General features: G+C 65.8%; 13 protein-coding genes. 8 read left to right on the top strand and 5 right to left on the bottom strand.

The annotated features are described in order from the left end of the window. A partial coding sequence (locus A5699_RS25430) for an IS110 family transposase (protein ID WP_067775720.1) occupies positions 1-1,027 on the top strand: 1,027 nt, incomplete at its 5' end. Positions 1,028-1,056: 29 nt separating this feature from the next. Here the strand turns inward: A5699_RS25430 and A5699_RS25425 are convergent. Together A5699_RS25425 and purU are read right to left on the bottom strand one after the other, a co-directional pair. Then, positions 1,057-1,509 carry a MaoC family dehydratase gene (locus tag A5699_RS25425; RefSeq protein ID WP_067775737.1) on the bottom strand — a complete coding sequence of 151 codons (453 nt, stop codon included), beginning with the start codon at positions 1,507-1,509 and terminating at the stop codon, positions 1,057-1,059. 22 nt (positions 1,510-1,531) lie between these two features. After that, positions 1,532-2,422: a formyltetrahydrofolate deformylase gene (gene purU / locus A5699_RS25420; protein ID WP_067775717.1), complete on the bottom strand. Its 891-nt coding sequence runs from the start codon at positions 2,420-2,422 to the stop codon at positions 1,532-1,534. Between the two features lie 442 nt (positions 2,423-2,864). Between purU and A5699_RS25415 the strand changes: the two genes are divergently transcribed. Genes A5699_RS25415 through A5699_RS25405 form a run of 3 tightly spaced genes read left to right on the top strand, consistent with a single transcriptional unit; the run spans position 2,865 to position 7,656 of the window. Further along, positions 2,865-3,620 (top strand): hypothetical protein, encoded by a 756-nt coding sequence (locus A5699_RS25415; protein ID WP_067775714.1) that lies wholly within the window; start codon positions 2,865-2,867, stop codon positions 3,618-3,620. Further along, positions 3,617-5,776: an Rv1355c family protein gene (locus A5699_RS25410; RefSeq protein ID WP_067775711.1), complete on the top strand. Its 2,160-nt coding sequence runs from the start codon at positions 3,617-3,619 to the stop codon at positions 5,774-5,776. Before A5699_RS25415 ends, A5699_RS25410 begins: the two co-directional genes overlap by 4 nt. A 17-nt stretch (positions 5,777-5,793) precedes the next feature. Further along, positions 5,794-7,656 carry a bifunctional diguanylate cyclase/phosphodiesterase gene (locus A5699_RS25405; protein WP_067775708.1) on the top strand — a complete coding sequence of 621 codons (1,863 nt, stop codon included), beginning with the start codon at positions 5,794-5,796 and terminating at the stop codon, positions 7,654-7,656. Here A5699_RS25405 and A5699_RS25400 read toward each other — a convergent pair. Then, the gene (locus tag A5699_RS25400) at positions 7,603-8,502 is read right to left on the bottom strand and encodes a hypothetical protein (protein ID WP_067775706.1); all 900 of its coding nucleotides are present in this window, start codon (positions 8,500-8,502) and stop codon (positions 7,603-7,605) included. The genes A5699_RS25405 and A5699_RS25400 overlap by 54 nt on opposite strands. A 370-nt stretch (positions 8,503-8,872) precedes the next feature. Here A5699_RS25400 and A5699_RS25395 point away from each other — a divergent pair, with 370 nt between their 5' ends. After that, a complete protein-coding gene (locus A5699_RS25395) occupies positions 8,873-9,583 on the top strand; it encodes a TetR/AcrR family transcriptional regulator (RefSeq protein ID WP_067775703.1) in 711 nt (236 codons plus the stop codon). A 31-nt stretch (positions 9,584-9,614) separates the two neighbouring features. Continuing rightward, positions 9,615-10,268, top strand: a complete 654-nt coding sequence (locus A5699_RS25390) for a ScbR family autoregulator-binding transcription factor (RefSeq protein WP_067775700.1) — start codon at positions 9,615-9,617, stop codon at positions 10,266-10,268. Between the two features lie 4 nt (positions 10,269-10,272). On the opposite strand, the gene A5699_RS25385 is transcribed toward A5699_RS25390, so the two are convergent. Next, positions 10,273-10,635 carry a PAS domain S-box protein gene (locus A5699_RS25385; RefSeq protein WP_197508391.1) on the bottom strand — a complete coding sequence of 121 codons (363 nt, stop codon included), beginning with the start codon at positions 10,633-10,635 and terminating at the stop codon, positions 10,273-10,275. A gap of 196 nt (positions 10,636-10,831) precedes the next feature. On the opposite strand from A5699_RS25385, the gene A5699_RS25380 reads away from it, so the two are divergent. Both A5699_RS25380 and A5699_RS25375 read left to right on the top strand, forming a co-directional pair. Further along, on the top strand, positions 10,832-12,064 hold the full coding sequence (locus tag A5699_RS25380) for an acyl-CoA dehydrogenase family protein (RefSeq protein WP_067775694.1): 1,233 nt from the start codon (positions 10,832-10,834) through the stop codon (positions 12,062-12,064). Further along, entirely contained in the window at positions 12,064-13,206 is a 1,143-nt protein-coding gene (locus A5699_RS25375) for an acyl-CoA dehydrogenase family protein (protein WP_067775691.1), read from the top strand. Before A5699_RS25380 ends, A5699_RS25375 begins: the two co-directional genes overlap by 1 nt. A 125-nt stretch (positions 13,207-13,331) precedes the next feature. Here A5699_RS25375 and A5699_RS25370 read toward each other — a convergent pair whose 3' ends face one another. Next, on the bottom strand, positions 13,332-14,927 hold the full coding sequence (locus A5699_RS25370; RefSeq protein ID WP_067775688.1) for an FAD-dependent oxidoreductase: 1,596 nt from the start codon (positions 14,925-14,927) through the stop codon (positions 13,332-13,334). Positions 14,928-15,080 lie beyond the last annotated feature (153 nt).

The following is a 15,080-nucleotide window of genomic DNA, read 5'->3' as shown; positions in this document are numbered from 1 at the left end:
CGCCGTCGATGAGGTCGGGCGCACGCTCGGGCAGAAGACCGTCAAGGCCACCACCGACGGGCATCTCAAGGCCATCAAGTGGGCCCGCGAGCAGTTCGGTACCGAGCTGCTCTGGGCTATCGAGGACTGCCGCAACATGTCCGCCCGGCTGGAACGTGACCTGCTCGGCGCCGGGCAGAACGTGGTGCGGGTGCCCACCAAACTGATGGCCGCCACCCGCAAGTCCGCCCGCACTCGCGGCAAGTCCGATCCGATCGATGCCACCGCGGTGGCCCGAGCAGCACTGCGCGAACCTGATCTGCCGATCGCCTCTCATGACCAGACCTCGCGGGAATTGAAGTTGTTGACCGATCGCCGCGATGTCCTTGTCGCCCAGCGCACCTCAGCGATCAACCGGGTGCTGTGGCATGTTCATGACCTGGATCCCGAGTGGGCCGCGGCCTTGGGTTCGCTGACCGCGCTCAAGCATCAGAAGGCGTTGATGGCCTGGTTGGCCGACCGAGTGGGCGTGGTCGCTGAAATCGCCCGTGCCGAGGTGGGCGACATCATCCGGCTCACCGGTGAGATCAACGCCTTGGCCAAGCGGTTGACCGCCAGCGCCCAGCAGCACGCTCCGACTCTTCTGCAGATCCCCGGGTGCGCGGAGCTGACCGCGGCCAAGATCCTCGGTGAGGTCGCCGGCATCGGCCGGTTCAAAAGCGAGGCCGCGTTCGGCTGCCACACCGGCGTCGCGCCCATCCCGGCCTGGTCAGGCGCCAGCGCCGGGCAGATGCGGCTAAGCCGGGCTGGTAACCGTCAACTCAACGCCGCCATCCATCGCATCGCGGTGACACAGATCCGGATGACCGGCAGCGCCGGGCAGATCTACTTCCAGAAACTGCGCGATGCCGGCAAAACCAAAGCCGCGGCCCGTCGCTGCGTCAAACGCCGCATCGCCCGCCGCGTCTACCAAGCCCTACGCCACGACGCAGGACTTCACAACGACCACCAAAACCCAGTCAAGCCGCCACAATCAGCGGCGGCTTGACATAGGAGCTATTGCTCGCGAAAAGAGGGTCAGCCGATGAAGCGAATGATCGACTCGGCGACGGCAGCGGGCTTGTCCGAGCCCTCGATCTCGACCGTGACCGTCATGGTGGCCTGCACCGCGCCGTCGAGCTGGGCGACGTCGGCGATCGCCGCCCGCGCACGCACCTTGGCCCCGACCCGCACGGGCGTGATGAACCGAACCTTGTTGTAGCCGTAGTTGATCGCCATCGCGATGTTGTCGACGCGATACAGCTGATGGGTGAAATGCGGCAGGAGTGACAGCGTCAACAGGCCGTGCGCGATGGTCCCCCCGAACGGACCGCCGGCCGCCTTCTCGGGGTCGACGTGAATCCACTGATGGTCATCGGTGGCGTCGGCGAACAGGTTCACCCGATCCTGGGTGATCTCCATCCAGTCGGTGGGGCCCAGCTCGCTACCGGCCGCCGCCACGAACTCGTCAAGACCATTGAAGACTTTCACGCTCACTCCTCTCGAACCGTGCTCAGAAGACTACGGTCTGATTCCCGAACCGGATCACGCGGTCCTCACAGTGCCACAGCACCGCCCGCGACAACACCAGCCGTTCGACATCGGCCCCCAAGCGGGCCAGGTCACCGACCGAGTGGCGGTGATCCACGCGGACCACGTCCTGCTCGATGATCGGACCTTCATCCAGATCGCCGGTGACGTAATGCGCTGTCGCCCCGACCAACTTGACCCCGCGTTCCTTGGCCCGGCGGTACGGGGCCGCGCCGATGAACGCCGGCAGGAACGAGTGGTGGATGTTGATCAGGGGGCAGCCCACGGCATCGAGGAACTCCGGGGTGAGGATCTGCATATACCGGGCCAGCACCACCAGATCGACGTTGCCGCGCAACAGTTCCAACAGCCGTTGCTCGGCTTCGGCCCGATTGTCGCGGGTCGCCGGAACGTAGAGGTAGGGCACGCCGAAGGCGCGGACTTGATCCGCCAGATCGGGATGGTTCGAGATGACCATGGCCACCGACATGTCGAGCTCCCCGCGCCGGTTGCGCCACAAGAGGTCGAGCAAGCAGTGGTCCTCACGGGAGGCCATCAACGCCACCCGTTTGGGTTTAGAAGCCTCGGTGAGGCGGTAATCGATCCCGAATGGGGAGGCCACCTGCGCGTCGAAGTCCTGTTCCAATCGCTCACGCGCCGCCGCCAGGCCCGGCAGGTGGAAGATCGTGCGCTGCATGAACGTGCCGCCGGACTCTTCGGTGGAGTGCTGATCCAACGACACGATGTTCGCCCCGGCGTCGGTGAGAAAACCGCTGATCGCCGCGACGAGGCCGGGTCGGTCCGCGCAACGCAGCAATAGCCTGCCGATGTCCTGGGCGGGGAGGGCGCTTGTTTTCGGGTACTCCTGTGTCATCCCCACCAGAATCTCATCTGCGCCGGCCGGCGGTTGAGCAACTCGGCGTTATCGCCGAAGCCGCCCCAAGCCGAGCGCACCCGACGGCGAACCGTGGCGGGTGGGGGCTGGCTGGGCACTGACACAGCAAAACGCGCCCCCGCCGACACCGCCAAGGCAATTCGACGTCGGCGCAAATAACGATTTTTTGCCACAACTCGGCCCGATACGGCGATATACGGCCTAAATAGGGTTTCCTGAATTTGCCAAATTTGCATGTACCCGTGAGTAATTCCATGACCGGCACATCGAATTCAACATAGGACTGGACAAGTTTTACGCGCTCGCTGGAATTTCAAGGCTATGCGGCGCGATACTCATCACACGTATTCGCACAACCGTGCTGCGCACCAATCAGCCGCTCCAGTTGGAAGGTGCGGTTGACCGACGAAATGGATCCCAGATGACTGCTCCCCAACTCGATGCCGCCGGCCGCACCTCCGTCGCACTGGACGAAAGTCCAAGCTGGTGGGACCCCGACAGCGAGTGCACCATTGTGGTGGCACGTCCGGGCGTGGAGCGCGAACTGTGGAACGAATATGTTCGCGGCGCCCAGGCGAACTACCGCAAACATGGGGTGGAACAAGCACTGGACGCCAAAGCCCTAGAGACAGGCGACGATACGGCGCTGTTTTGCGTCGGGATCAACACCTCCGGACGGGTGGTCGGTGGCCTTCGCGCCAAAGGCCCTTACCGAAACATCGACGAAAGCCACGCCGTCGTCGAATGGGCCGGCCAGCCCGGCTTGGATTCCGTGCGCAAAATGATCGGCGACCGTCTGCCTTTCGGAGTGGTCGAGATGAAGACCGCCTGGGTGTGCGACGACCCCGAACAGAGCCGCGCACTCACCGATACGCTGGCGCGTATGCCGCTGCATTCCATGACCCTGCTCAACATTCAGTTCGCAATGGCCACAGCTGCTGCCTACGTGCTGAAACGCTGGCTCTCATCGGGCGGTGTACTGGCGGCCAAAATCCCGGCGACTCCTTATCCGGACGAGCGCTATCAGACCAAGATGATGTGGTGGGATCGTCGCACATTCGCCAATCACGCCGATGCCGGACAGCTGGCGCGATACTTCACCGAAGCGCAGCGAATCGCCCCGCGCACCGGAGCTGTCGGCTTCGACGCCCTCACGTCCAGCGCGGCGGGGCGATGACCCACGGGAACCACAACGAGACTTCCGAGCTGACCGCCCTCGAAGATTCCGATCAGTACCACGCGCTCTTCGTCGACGACGAGGACACCCTGGAGCGGCTGCGTCGGGATTCGCGGATCAACGTGGTCGACAGCTGTCACGGGCAGCGAGCTGCGCTGCGCGGGCTCGTGCCGGCGGTCGAGGCCGAGGTCTCAGACGAGCCGACCCGATGGGTTTACTACCCGTGGCGCCGCTGCGTGGTCCACATTCTGGGGCCTGCGGCGTTCAAACGGTTACGCCTGGACCGCAATCGGAATCTCATCAGCGCCGAAGAGCAGCACCGCCTGTCGAACCTGCGAATCGGTGTCGTCGGGCTCAGCGTCGGACACGCCATCGCCTACAACCTCGCCACGGAAGGTCTGTGCGGCGAGATTCGCCTGACCGACTTCGACGAACTCGAGCTGGCGAACCTCAACCGGGTGCCCGGCACCGTCTTCGATCTCGGCGTGAACAAGGCCGTGGTCGCGGCACGCAGGATCGCCGAGATCGATCCGTACATCGAGGTGCGGATCGACCGCAACGGCGCGGTACCGGAGTCGATCGGTGACTTCCTGCACGGCCTGGACATCGTCGTCGAGGAGTGTGACTCCCTTGATGCGAAAGTGCTTGTCCGAGAACAGGCGCGAGCTCGACGACTGCCCGTGGTGATGACGACGGGCGACCGCGGGTTGCTCGACGTCGAACGGTTCGACCTGGAACCCGCACGTCCGATCCTGCACGGTCTGCTCGGTGACATCGCCGCCGCTGATCTGGCCGGGCTCGACAGCAAGGACAAGGTGCCGCACGTCCTGCGGATTCTCGACGCGTCGGAGCTGTCTCCCCGGATGGCAGCATCGCTGGTCGAGGTCGGCAAGACACTGACCACCTGGCCCCAGCTCGCCGCGGAGGTCGTCCTCGGCGCCACCGTCGTGGCCAATGCCGTGCGCCGCATCGGACTGGGTGAGCCGATGCCGTCCGGCCGGGTCCGCGTCGATGTTGCCGATGCGCTGGATCAGATCGGCGATCCCCTGGTCACGCTGTCGGCTTCGACACCGGAACCTGCGCCCGCGCCCCACGAGCCCGAACCGGTCACCGTCGCAGACGTTCTCGCTCACGCGGCCGGGCGGGCCCCCTCGGGCGGCAATGTCCAACCGTGGCACATCGAGGCCGGAGACAACCGGATCAGCCTCCGACTCGACACCAACTGCACGACGACAATGGACGTCGGCTATCGCGGCAGTGCCGTGGCGCTGGGCGCGGCGGCCTTCAATGCTCGGGTGGCCGCGGCAGCCCACGGCCTGACCGGGCAGGTGCAGTGGTCACGCGGCGACGAGGGGACCCCGTTGTACGGGATCGCCGAATTCGCCCCGGGGGCCGCCCCGGAACTGGCCGAGTTGTACCAACCGATGCTGGCCCGCGAAACCAACCGGTTGCGCGGCACGGCGGCGCCGATTCCCGCCGATGTCCTCGAAGATCTGCGTACCGCCGCACGCGGTGAGGGCGCCGAGCTGACGATCCTGACCGACCGCGCCGAGATGGAAACGGCCGCACGGCTACTCGCCGAAACCGACCGGCTCCGCTATCTGACCCCGACCCTGCACCGGGAAATGATCTCGGAACTGCGCTGGCCTGGCGACCCGGAACCCGATACCGGCATCGAGGTCATCACGCTGGGGTTGGACCCGACCGACGTGGTGGTGCTGGACATCCTGCGCCGGTCCGACGTGATGGCGAAGTTGTCGGACTGGAATGCCGGCGCGGCCCTCGGCGACGACACCTATGAGCGGGTCACCTCCAGCTCGGCTTTGGCGGTGGTCTCCGTTCGCGGCCGCCGGCTGACCGACTATGCCCTGGCCGGGTCGGCGGTGGAGGCGGTGTGGGTCCAGGCCCAGAAACACGCGCTCGGAGTCCAGCCGGTGTCGCCGGTGTTTCTCTACGCCCACGACGATGGGGACCGTCAGGAACTCTCGGAACACCATGCCGACGCGCTGCGCGAACTCCAGTACGCTTTTCGCAGGTTGACGTGCACCGAACGCGACGAGTCGCAGGCGTTGGTACTGAGATTGTCCTACGCGCCGCGGCCCACCGTCCGCAGCCGACGTCGGGTCCGGACGGGTTCGACGCCGCTGCACGGCTGAGCCGGATGTTGTGGTAGATGCGGAGGAATTTGTTGCCAGGCAACCTCGAGCTGCTCGTCACGTCTGTCGCCACGCAGCTCATGGCGGTCGACGCGGCAACCTCGGTCGCGGTGAGCGAACAGGTGCTGGCCGAGCTCATCTCGTTCTTCGACGTGGACGTCAGTTTTCTGCGCCACAACGATCACGAGGCGCACGCCACCCGACTTGTCGCGGAGTGGCCACCGCGGCAAGTGGACACCCCGACCGATCCGATCGCGGTCGTCCACTTCGCCGACGCCGATCCGGTGTTTGCGATGGCCGAGCACCTCAAGGAGCCGGCGGTGTTCCGCCCGGAACCGGCCACCGACGACTACCAGCGCACGATCGAGGCCGGACGCCATGTCGCGTCCACCTCGATGGCCTGTGTGCCGTTGCTGTCCGGCGACATCACCACGGGTGTACTGGGTTTCGTCAAGTTCGGTGACCGCGAGTGGCTGCCGGCAGAACTCAACGCCCTCAAGGCCATCGCCTCGTTGTTCGCCCAGGTGCAGGCTCGCATCGAGGCCGAAGACCGGTTGCGTTACCTGGCTGATCATGATCATCTGACCGGGTTGCACAACCGGCGGGCACTGATGGCTCATCTGGAGGCCCGACTGGCGCCCGGGCAGCCGGGGCCGGTGTCGGTGATGTTCTTCGACCTCGATCGGTTGAAGGCGATCAACGACTATCTGGGCCACACCGCCGGCGACGCGTTCATCAGCATCCTGGCAGAGCGGTTGCAGCGCGGTGACGACCAGCCCAAGCTGATCGCGCGACTCGGGGGTGACGAGTTCGTCGTCGTCCCGGCGGCGCCGATGACGGCCGAGGCGGCCACGGCAATGGCCTATCGGCTCCAGTCGGTGCTGCGCGAGCGGGTGACGATCGATGGCGAGATGCTCACCCGAACGGTCAGCATCGGTCTGGCCGAAGGGATTCCGGGCCGGGACTCCACCTCCGATCTGATCAACCGTGCCGATCACGCGGTCTTGACCGCCAAGAACTCCGGCGGCAACCGGGTCGCAGTGTTCTCCGATGCGATGGCAATGGACATCGACTTCCGCAACGACATCGAGCTGCATCTGCAGAGCGTGATCGAAAGCGGCGCTTTGGTATTGCATTATCTGCCGGAGATCGACATGCGGACCGGCGAGGTGCTCGCCGCCGAGGCCCTGGTTCGCTGGCAGCACCCGACCCGCGGTCTGCTGTCCCCCGAATCGTTCATCGCAGTGGCCGAATCCATAAACCTGGCAGGCGAATTGGGTCGCTGGGTGCTGCGGACCGCATGTGCCGAGTTTGCCCGCTGGCGGTCCAACGGCGTCGGCCGCAATGTGGTGTTGCGGATCAACGTCTCGCCGGTCCAGCTGGTGACCGACGGATTTGTGGAGTCGGTGGCCGGCATCATGAAGGAGTTCCGTCTACCACGCGGTTCCGTGTGTCTGGAGATCACCGAGAGCATCGTGGTGCAGGACATCGAGACCACCCGCTCGACGCTGACCGGTCTGCACAAGGTCGGCGTGCAGGTGGCCATCGACGACTTCGGCACCGGCTACAGCGCGCTGTCACTGTTGAAGTCGCTGCCGGTCGACACGCTCAAGATCGACCGCAGCTTCGTCGCCGGGCTCGGGTCCGATCCCGGCGATCTGCCGATCGTCCGTGCGGTGATCGCGTTGGCCGGGGCCTTCGGCCTGCAACTGGTGGCCGAGGGAGTCGAGACCGAACGGGCTGCGCTCACACTGTTACGGCACGGCTGTTATCGAGCCCAGGGGTTCCTGCTGTCCAAGCCGATCCTCGGTCACGAGATGGCCGAGCTACTCGCCAAAGGGCGGGTGCCCGTGCACTTCTCGTCGGCGCCGCGCATGTGAACGCCCGGCGTCACGGCCGGAGTCCCGAACCCCGCCTGAGCCGCAGTAGGTGGATTGTCCGCCATCTCGTTCGAACTGCAGCAGTTCCACCCGGCCGAACCGGCTCGCGTTGTGGCCGACCAGGGCCACCTGAAGGGGTTGATCCGCTTCGACGGATTGTGTGGTCGCATCCGAACTGCTGCCAGGGGGTTCGGTGGATACGGCGATGCCGTGCCGGGCCCGCAGGGCCAGTGGACCGTCGGGCGTATCGAGCACCGCGCCGACAATCTCGCCCTCCTCGAAGACGATGCGCTGCAAGGTGCTGTCCGGCGAAATCTCGACCTGCCGGTCGTGTGCCTGAGCCGACAGCCAGTCGCCGAGCGCCGACGCCGGATCCCTACCGCCGTCGACCTCGAGCGCGCCGAGGACCTTGACCTGGATTTCGTCACCGGCACGGGTCTTCATCGACGTCGTACCCCGGTCGGTCAACCGGGTGTAGAGCACGCCGTACGGCGAGGTCAGGCAGTGCTTCGCCCAATCCTGCAGCCGCGCTCCGTAGAAGGGTGCGATCCGGCCGCGTCCGGATACCGGCGTCCACTCGCTCACCGGGCGGACCGTCAGGGTCGTGTCGTAGCCGGCGTCCGGGATCAGTCTCAGATCGGCTGACAGCTCATCGAAATACTCGCGGGTCTCGGGGTCCTCGACCCCGACGCCCAACCAGGGCCGATCCCCTGCGACTCGGGGGTGACTCAGGATCGGCGACCGGGCGAGGTATACATCGGCGTCGGAATCCGCCGCCGCGATCGCCACGGCCAATGCCCCGAAGCCCGATCCACAGCAAACAACATCGACTTCGTCATCCCACATGGATCGACGACACTCCGATGTTGCTGAACGACGGAACTACAGACCCGCCAACGTCGCGTGAGTGCACAAAAGTTGGGGTTGCCACGGCCCGCACCGGGATTCGAGGGGGATTGCCGGTGCAGGCCATGGCAACGTTTCCGGGATAGCTCATGGCTACGCCTGACCGAGGCACGGCCGGGCCGGCGACGGCACCCGCGGCGATGGCGAGTGCCACTGCCGGGCGGGCATTCCGCGACCAACCAAGAGTTATCACGCTAAGCACGATACATACCTTTAGAATGTTACGCACGTAGCGTGACGACTTTGAGTCTGTCGGAGGCCGTGGAGAAACCCGACACGGTCGACGGCCCGCATCAGGAAGGCCCGGGAGGTGACTGAGCAGCTCGACCGGCGAGCAGACCTGACCCGCCTTCAGATCCTGCAGGCGGCAGCGCGACAGTTCGCCCACACGCCGTACAGCCTGGTCAGCCTCGACGACATCCTGGCCGACGCGGCCGTCACCAAAGGTGCGCTGTATTTCCACTTCCGTTCCAAACGCGCTCTGGCGGTCTCGATCGTCGAGCATCGAACGGAACTGGCCCACAAAACGCTCGCCGAAGCCCTGGCGCGCAACCTGTCCGGGCTGGAGACCATCATCGACCTGTCGTGCCTGGTGGCCGCCGAGGACATCAGTGATCCGATGGCCCGGGCCTGCCTGAACCTCGTCGAGTCCATCGGCCGCACCGACGGTCTCGGACCGAGGGTGCTCGACCAATGGGTTCAGGGCTTCGCCGGAATTGCCAAACGGGCCATCAGTGAGGGCGATTTCACCGCCGATACGGACCCGGAGGCAGCCGCACGTCTGTTGGTGTCGCTCTATCTGGGCGTACGCCAGATCAGCGACCTGGATGATCCGCGACGGTTCCTCACCGACCTGGAACACAGCTGGCGGTTGGCGCTGCCGGGGTTCGTCGAGCCCGAGCGGCTCGGCTACATCAATCAGTTCATCCGACGGCGGACGGCGGTGGGCATCAAGAAGGTGACACCGCTTCGCCCGGACCAGTCGGGCCGCGCGGCAGACACGACCGCCCAGTGCCCCTGACGGACGGATACCAGAAATTCGAAAAGCCACCGTGCCACGTCAGGCCCGCTCGGAGCTGACCCGGCAGAAGATCATCACCGCCGCTGTCGAGCTGTTCAGGGAACAGGGGTATCCCGCAACGGGACTCGGCGACATCATCGCGCGGGCCGAGATGACCAAAGGTGCGCTCTACTACCACTTCGACTCGAAGGAATCCCTGGCCGAGGCCATCATCGTCGACGGCGGCGCCGCGATGCTCGCCACGTTCCGCACGATCACCGAATCGTCGTCGCCGGCGTTGGAGAACACCATTCACGGACTGTTCGTGGTGGCCGACTTTGCCCGCTCCGACAAGCTCGCCCGCATCGGCATGGATCTGCTGCGGACGTTCAGTGGCATCAACGACGCCGCCACCCGGGTGTACGAGAGTTGGCTCGAGGAACTGACCGCCCAGCTGGTCCAGGCCGCCGACGAGGGTGATCTGCGCGAGGACCTGGACGTGACGGGCGCGGCCGGGGTGATCCTGGGCTCGATGCTCGGCGCCGAGACGTTGTCGCGTGCCACCGCGACGGGCACCGACCTACGCGAGCGGGTGGCGCACACGTGGGACATGCTGCTGCCTGCCATCGTCAGCACGGAGTCCATGGGCTATTTCCGGGAGTTCCTGGCCCGTGAATCGCTGCGCCGGTCACAAGCCGCAGGCTGACGTCCTAGAGTTCCTCGGCCCACAGTCGATCGGTGAGGTCTTGGAACGTCGCCAACGCCACGGGATCGTCACCGCGCAGCAGGGCTGACTTGCTCATCCGCGCGCGGACGATCGACCCGTCATGGTGCACGAGATCGACGAGCAGGCCGGCATTGGCCCGCACCACCGAGACCGCCGACTCATCGGCGGGCAGCGCGTGAAACACATCGGCGAACGGCATGCTCGTGACCGCCTCGGTGTCGCGCCCCACCATCTCGGCGAAGGCCGTATTGGCGAACAGGATGGTGCCGTCCTCGGCGATGGCCAACACCGGCACCGGGAACCGCTCCAACACGACCAGGGCGGGCAAGTTCTCCAGCAGTGCCATCGGAGATCGAGGCTCCGGACCGCTCTGGCGACGCTCCACGGCTCGATTATCGCCTGTGCTCACTCTCGGGTACCACTGCCGCGGCACTGCGGGGGCCGGTGTTGCCTTCTCGCCCACACACGGAATGCAGGGTGGCGTACGCCACTTGACTAACTAGGTTTACTCTGTGGAGCGACACCAGTAGACAGGGGCAGGCATGGACTTGAAGTGGTCGACCAGCGACCAGGAATTCCGTGACGAAGTGCGCGACTTTCTCGAAAAGAATTTGACGCCCGAGATCCGGCGGGCCGGTCAGCTGATGACCAGCGTGTATGCCGATCACGACGCGAGCATGGCCTGGCAGAAAATTCTCCACGAGCGCGGCTGGGCAGCCCCGGCCTGGCCCGTCGAGTACGGCGGCTGTGACTGGAGCCTGACCCAGCACTACATCTTCAGCCGCGAATCCACGCTGGCCGGCGCCCCGTCGCTGTCGCCCATGGGCATCCGCATGGTGGCCCACGCGATCATCAGATTCGGCACGCAGGCGCAGAAGGACTACTTCCTCCCGGGGATTTTGACCGGCGAGGTGTTCTTCTGCCAGGGCTACTCCGAGCCAGAGGCCGGGTCGGACCTGGCCGCGCTGTCGATGGCGGCGGTGTCCGATGGGGACGACCTGGTGTGTACCGGAAGCAAGATCTGGACCACCCATGCCCAGGAAGCCAACTGGATGTTCGCGTTGGTGCGCACCACCCGCGGCGCCAAAAAGCAGCAGGGCATCACGTTCGTGCTGATCGACATGACCTCCCCCGGCATCGAAATCCGCCCGCTGGTCATGACTTCCGGCGAAGAGGTCCAGAATCAGGTCTTCTTCGACGAGGTGCGGGTGCCGAAGTCCAACGTGATCGGCACGATCGACGACGGCTGGACGGTGGCCAAGTACCTGCTCGAGTTCGAGCGCGGTGGCGGCGCCAATGCCCCGGCCTTGCAGGTACTGGGCGACGAAATTGCTGCTGTCGCCGCCGACATGCCCGGCCCCGCCGGTGGACGGCTCATCGACGATCCGGGGTTCAGCCGCCGACTGGCCGACGCCCGCATCCGTACCGATGTGCTGGAGGTCCTGGAGTATCAGGTGTTGGCGGCACTCGACGAGGGCGGTCATCCCGGAACCGCGTCCTCGATGCTCAAGGTGCTGAGCACCGAGTTGAGCCAGACGCTGACCGAACTGTCCATGGAGGCAGCCGGACCGCTCGCCCGCGCCTACCAGCCGCACGCCACGTGCCCGGGTGGCCCGGTGGCCGAATACGTGCCACCAGCCGACGGTTATCACAGCGGTGAACCGTGGCAGGCGGTCGCCCCCTTGCGTTACTTCAACGACCGGGCCGGCTCGATCTACGCCGGTAGCAACGAAATTCAGCGAAACATCCTCGCCAAGGCAGAACTGGGGCTCTGATGGACTTCAACCTGACCAACGAACAGCAACTGCTGCGCGACGGGCTGACCAAGTTCCTGGCCAGCCGCTACGACCTGGCGACCAGCCGCGCCGCAGCTAAGACCGGCCCGGGCTGGCAGCCCGAGATCTGGCGCGGGTTCGCCGAAGAACTGGGCATCCTGGGCGCCACCCTGCCCGAGGAGGCCGGCGGCATCGGTGGCGGTGCGGTCGAAACCATGGTGATCGCCGAAGCATTGGGCCACGCCCTGGTGATCGAACCGTTCGTGGACACCGTGGTGGTGGCCGGTGGGCTGCTGCGCCGGTCCGGTGATGCGACCGCTGCCTCCCTGCTGCAGGACATCGTCGCGGGTTCGGTCATCGTCGCACTGGCGGCCACCGAGCCGACCTCCGGGGACAACTGGCGCGACGTGTCCACCACCGCGCGACGCGACGGTGACCAGTGGGTGCTCAACGGTTCGAAGGTGATGGCCGTAAGCGCACCGTTGGCCACGCACGTGCTGGTGACCGCGCGTACCTCGGGGGAACGTGCCGATACCTCCGGGATCTCTCTTATCCTGGTCGACATCGCCTCGCTGTCAACGGGATTCACCGCGCACCCGTACCGTACGGTGGACGACCGCCGAGCCTCGGACCTGACATTCGCCGATGTCCGGGTTCCTGCCTCGGCGCTCCTGGGGGCCGAGGGACAGGCCTGGCCGTCACTGGACCTGGCCCGGGACGAGGGGGCGGCGGCGGTGTGTGCCGAAGCTGTTGGCGGTATGCGCAAGGTACTGGCCGACACGGTCGAGTACTGCAAGCAACGCCAGCAGTTCGGCCTGCCCATCGGCAGCTTTCAGGTTTTGCAGCACCGCATGGTCGATATGCACATGGAGGTCGAACAGGCCGCTGCCGCCGTCTATCTCGCCGTGCTGAACCTCGACGCCGAACCGCCACAACGGGCCAAGGCGGTATCGGCGGCCAAGGCCACCATCGGACGGGCCGCGCGGTTTGTCGGGCAGAACGCGGTGCAGCTGCACGGCGGCATGGGCATGACCGAGGAACTTGCGATCGGTCACTACTTCAAGCGCCTGACTGCGGTTCAGTACGAGTTCGGATCAACCGACTACCACACTGGCCGGTACGCAGAACTAACCCGGGCGTAGGGGGAGTTCACCGAGATTGAAGCCAGGGACACAATCGGCGCTGTCTCTGTCCCAGGCTTCAATCTCGGTGTTCCGGTGATCCTTTGGTTCTGCTGTGGGTTCCGGCGCCCAGACCGAAGCCGAGGTCAGCCGCGGCCCGCGCTGAGCATCTCCTCGACGGACACGAATTTCACCCGTGGCCGTGCGGCCTGAACACCACGATCGCGTTCGGCCGCATCGATGGCACGCCATCCGGGCCAGCCGACCGGTTCGGCTCCCCGCGCCGCCAACAGCGCATCGAGCGATTCGCGGCTCTCGACCTCGCGGGTCAGCAGGCCCGCATCGAAATCCGCCCACAGCTGCGCCACGGTCTCTTCGGCGCACAGCCGGTTCGTCCCGATCACCCCACGGGGCCCTCGCTTGATCCAGCCGGTCACGTAGGTACCGGGCACCGGTGCACCGTCGACGACGCGGCCCGCCTCATTGGGCACCGTCCCGGAGTCCTCGTCGTAGGGCAGCCCGGACACCGGCAGGCCCCGGTAGCCGATCGACCGCAGGATCAGTGACGTCTCGATCACCTCGGTGCCGCGTGCGGTGGTGACCTCCAGCCCTTCGGCGCGATCGGCACCCAGAATGGCTGCCGGGACGACGCCGAATCGGAACACCACCCGCCGGTTACCCGGCGTCGGTGTGCGCTGGGCATACTCGCGGGCGATCGCGAGCTTGAACGAGGTCTCGACGTCGTCATGCTCGTCATCGGCCGGAAGGTCCGCGGGGTCGACGATCACGTCGACACCGTCGAGGTGCCCCAGGGCCAGGAACTCCCCTGCCGAGAAGGCCGCATGGCTGATATCACGGCGGGCCAGGACAACGACTTCCCGGATTGCGCTGTCGGCCAAGGCATCCAGTGTGTGTTGGGCGATGTCGGTGGCAGCGAGCGCGGCCCGGTCCATTAACAGCACCCGGGCGACGTCGAGAGCGACGTTGCCGTTGCCGACGATGACCGCACGCTCGCCCGACAGGTCGAACTGGTGCCCGGCGTGGTCCGGGTGCCCGTTGTACCAACCGACGAACTCTGCCGCGGCGTGATGGCCCATGAGATCCTCACCGGCGATTCCCAGTGGCCGACTGGTCGCCGCCCCCACCGCGTAGATGACCGCGTGATGATGGGCCAGCAGCTCGCCGTGGCTGATGGTACGGCCGATCTCGACGTTGAAATGGCTGGCGAAGCGAGGGTTGGTGAATGCCCGCTCGAAGATGTCGACCACCGATTTTGTGTGTTGATGGTCAGGTGCCACCCCGGCGCGGATCAGGCCGAAGGGCGTGGGCAGTCGCTCGAACAGATTGATCTCCACGCCGTCGACGTCGATCAATTCGGCTGCGGCGTAGCAGGCGGCCGGGCCGGATCCGACGATGGCCACCCGCAGCGATCCCGGCGCGACCCGTGCGCGGGAGGCCGGCGTCGACACGGTCACCGGCTCAAGTGGATGGCGCTCGAAATAGGCGGCATTGAGGTCCTTGAACCGCTGCAGCTCGACAGGCAGGTCCTCTTCGTAATGGATCGCGCCGACCGGGCACTCCTCGAAGCACGCTCCACAGTCGATGCACGATTCCGGATCGATGTAGAGCATCTCGGCGGAGGCGGAATCCAGCCCTCCTTCGGCCGGCCGAATGCAATCCACCGGACACACCGGAACACAGCTGGCGTCCTTGCAGCAGTTCTGCGTGATCACGTAAGCCATCGGACCTCCCCTTCCAGATCTCGACCAGATCCTACTGGACACCTGTCCGATTTATCGAGTCGAAACCCGCGCCCGCGCTCCCAACGGAAATCGAACCACACGGAGATCAGCACTGGAAATGGGTCGTTACATGCTGTTTCATTGCGCGATTGC

It is taken from the genome of Mycobacterium sp. E802, from assembly GCF_001666875.1.
GTDB lineage: Bacteria > Actinomycetota > Actinomycetes > Mycobacteriales > Mycobacteriaceae > Mycobacterium.
This window is presented reverse-complemented; position numbering and strand designations above follow the sequence as displayed.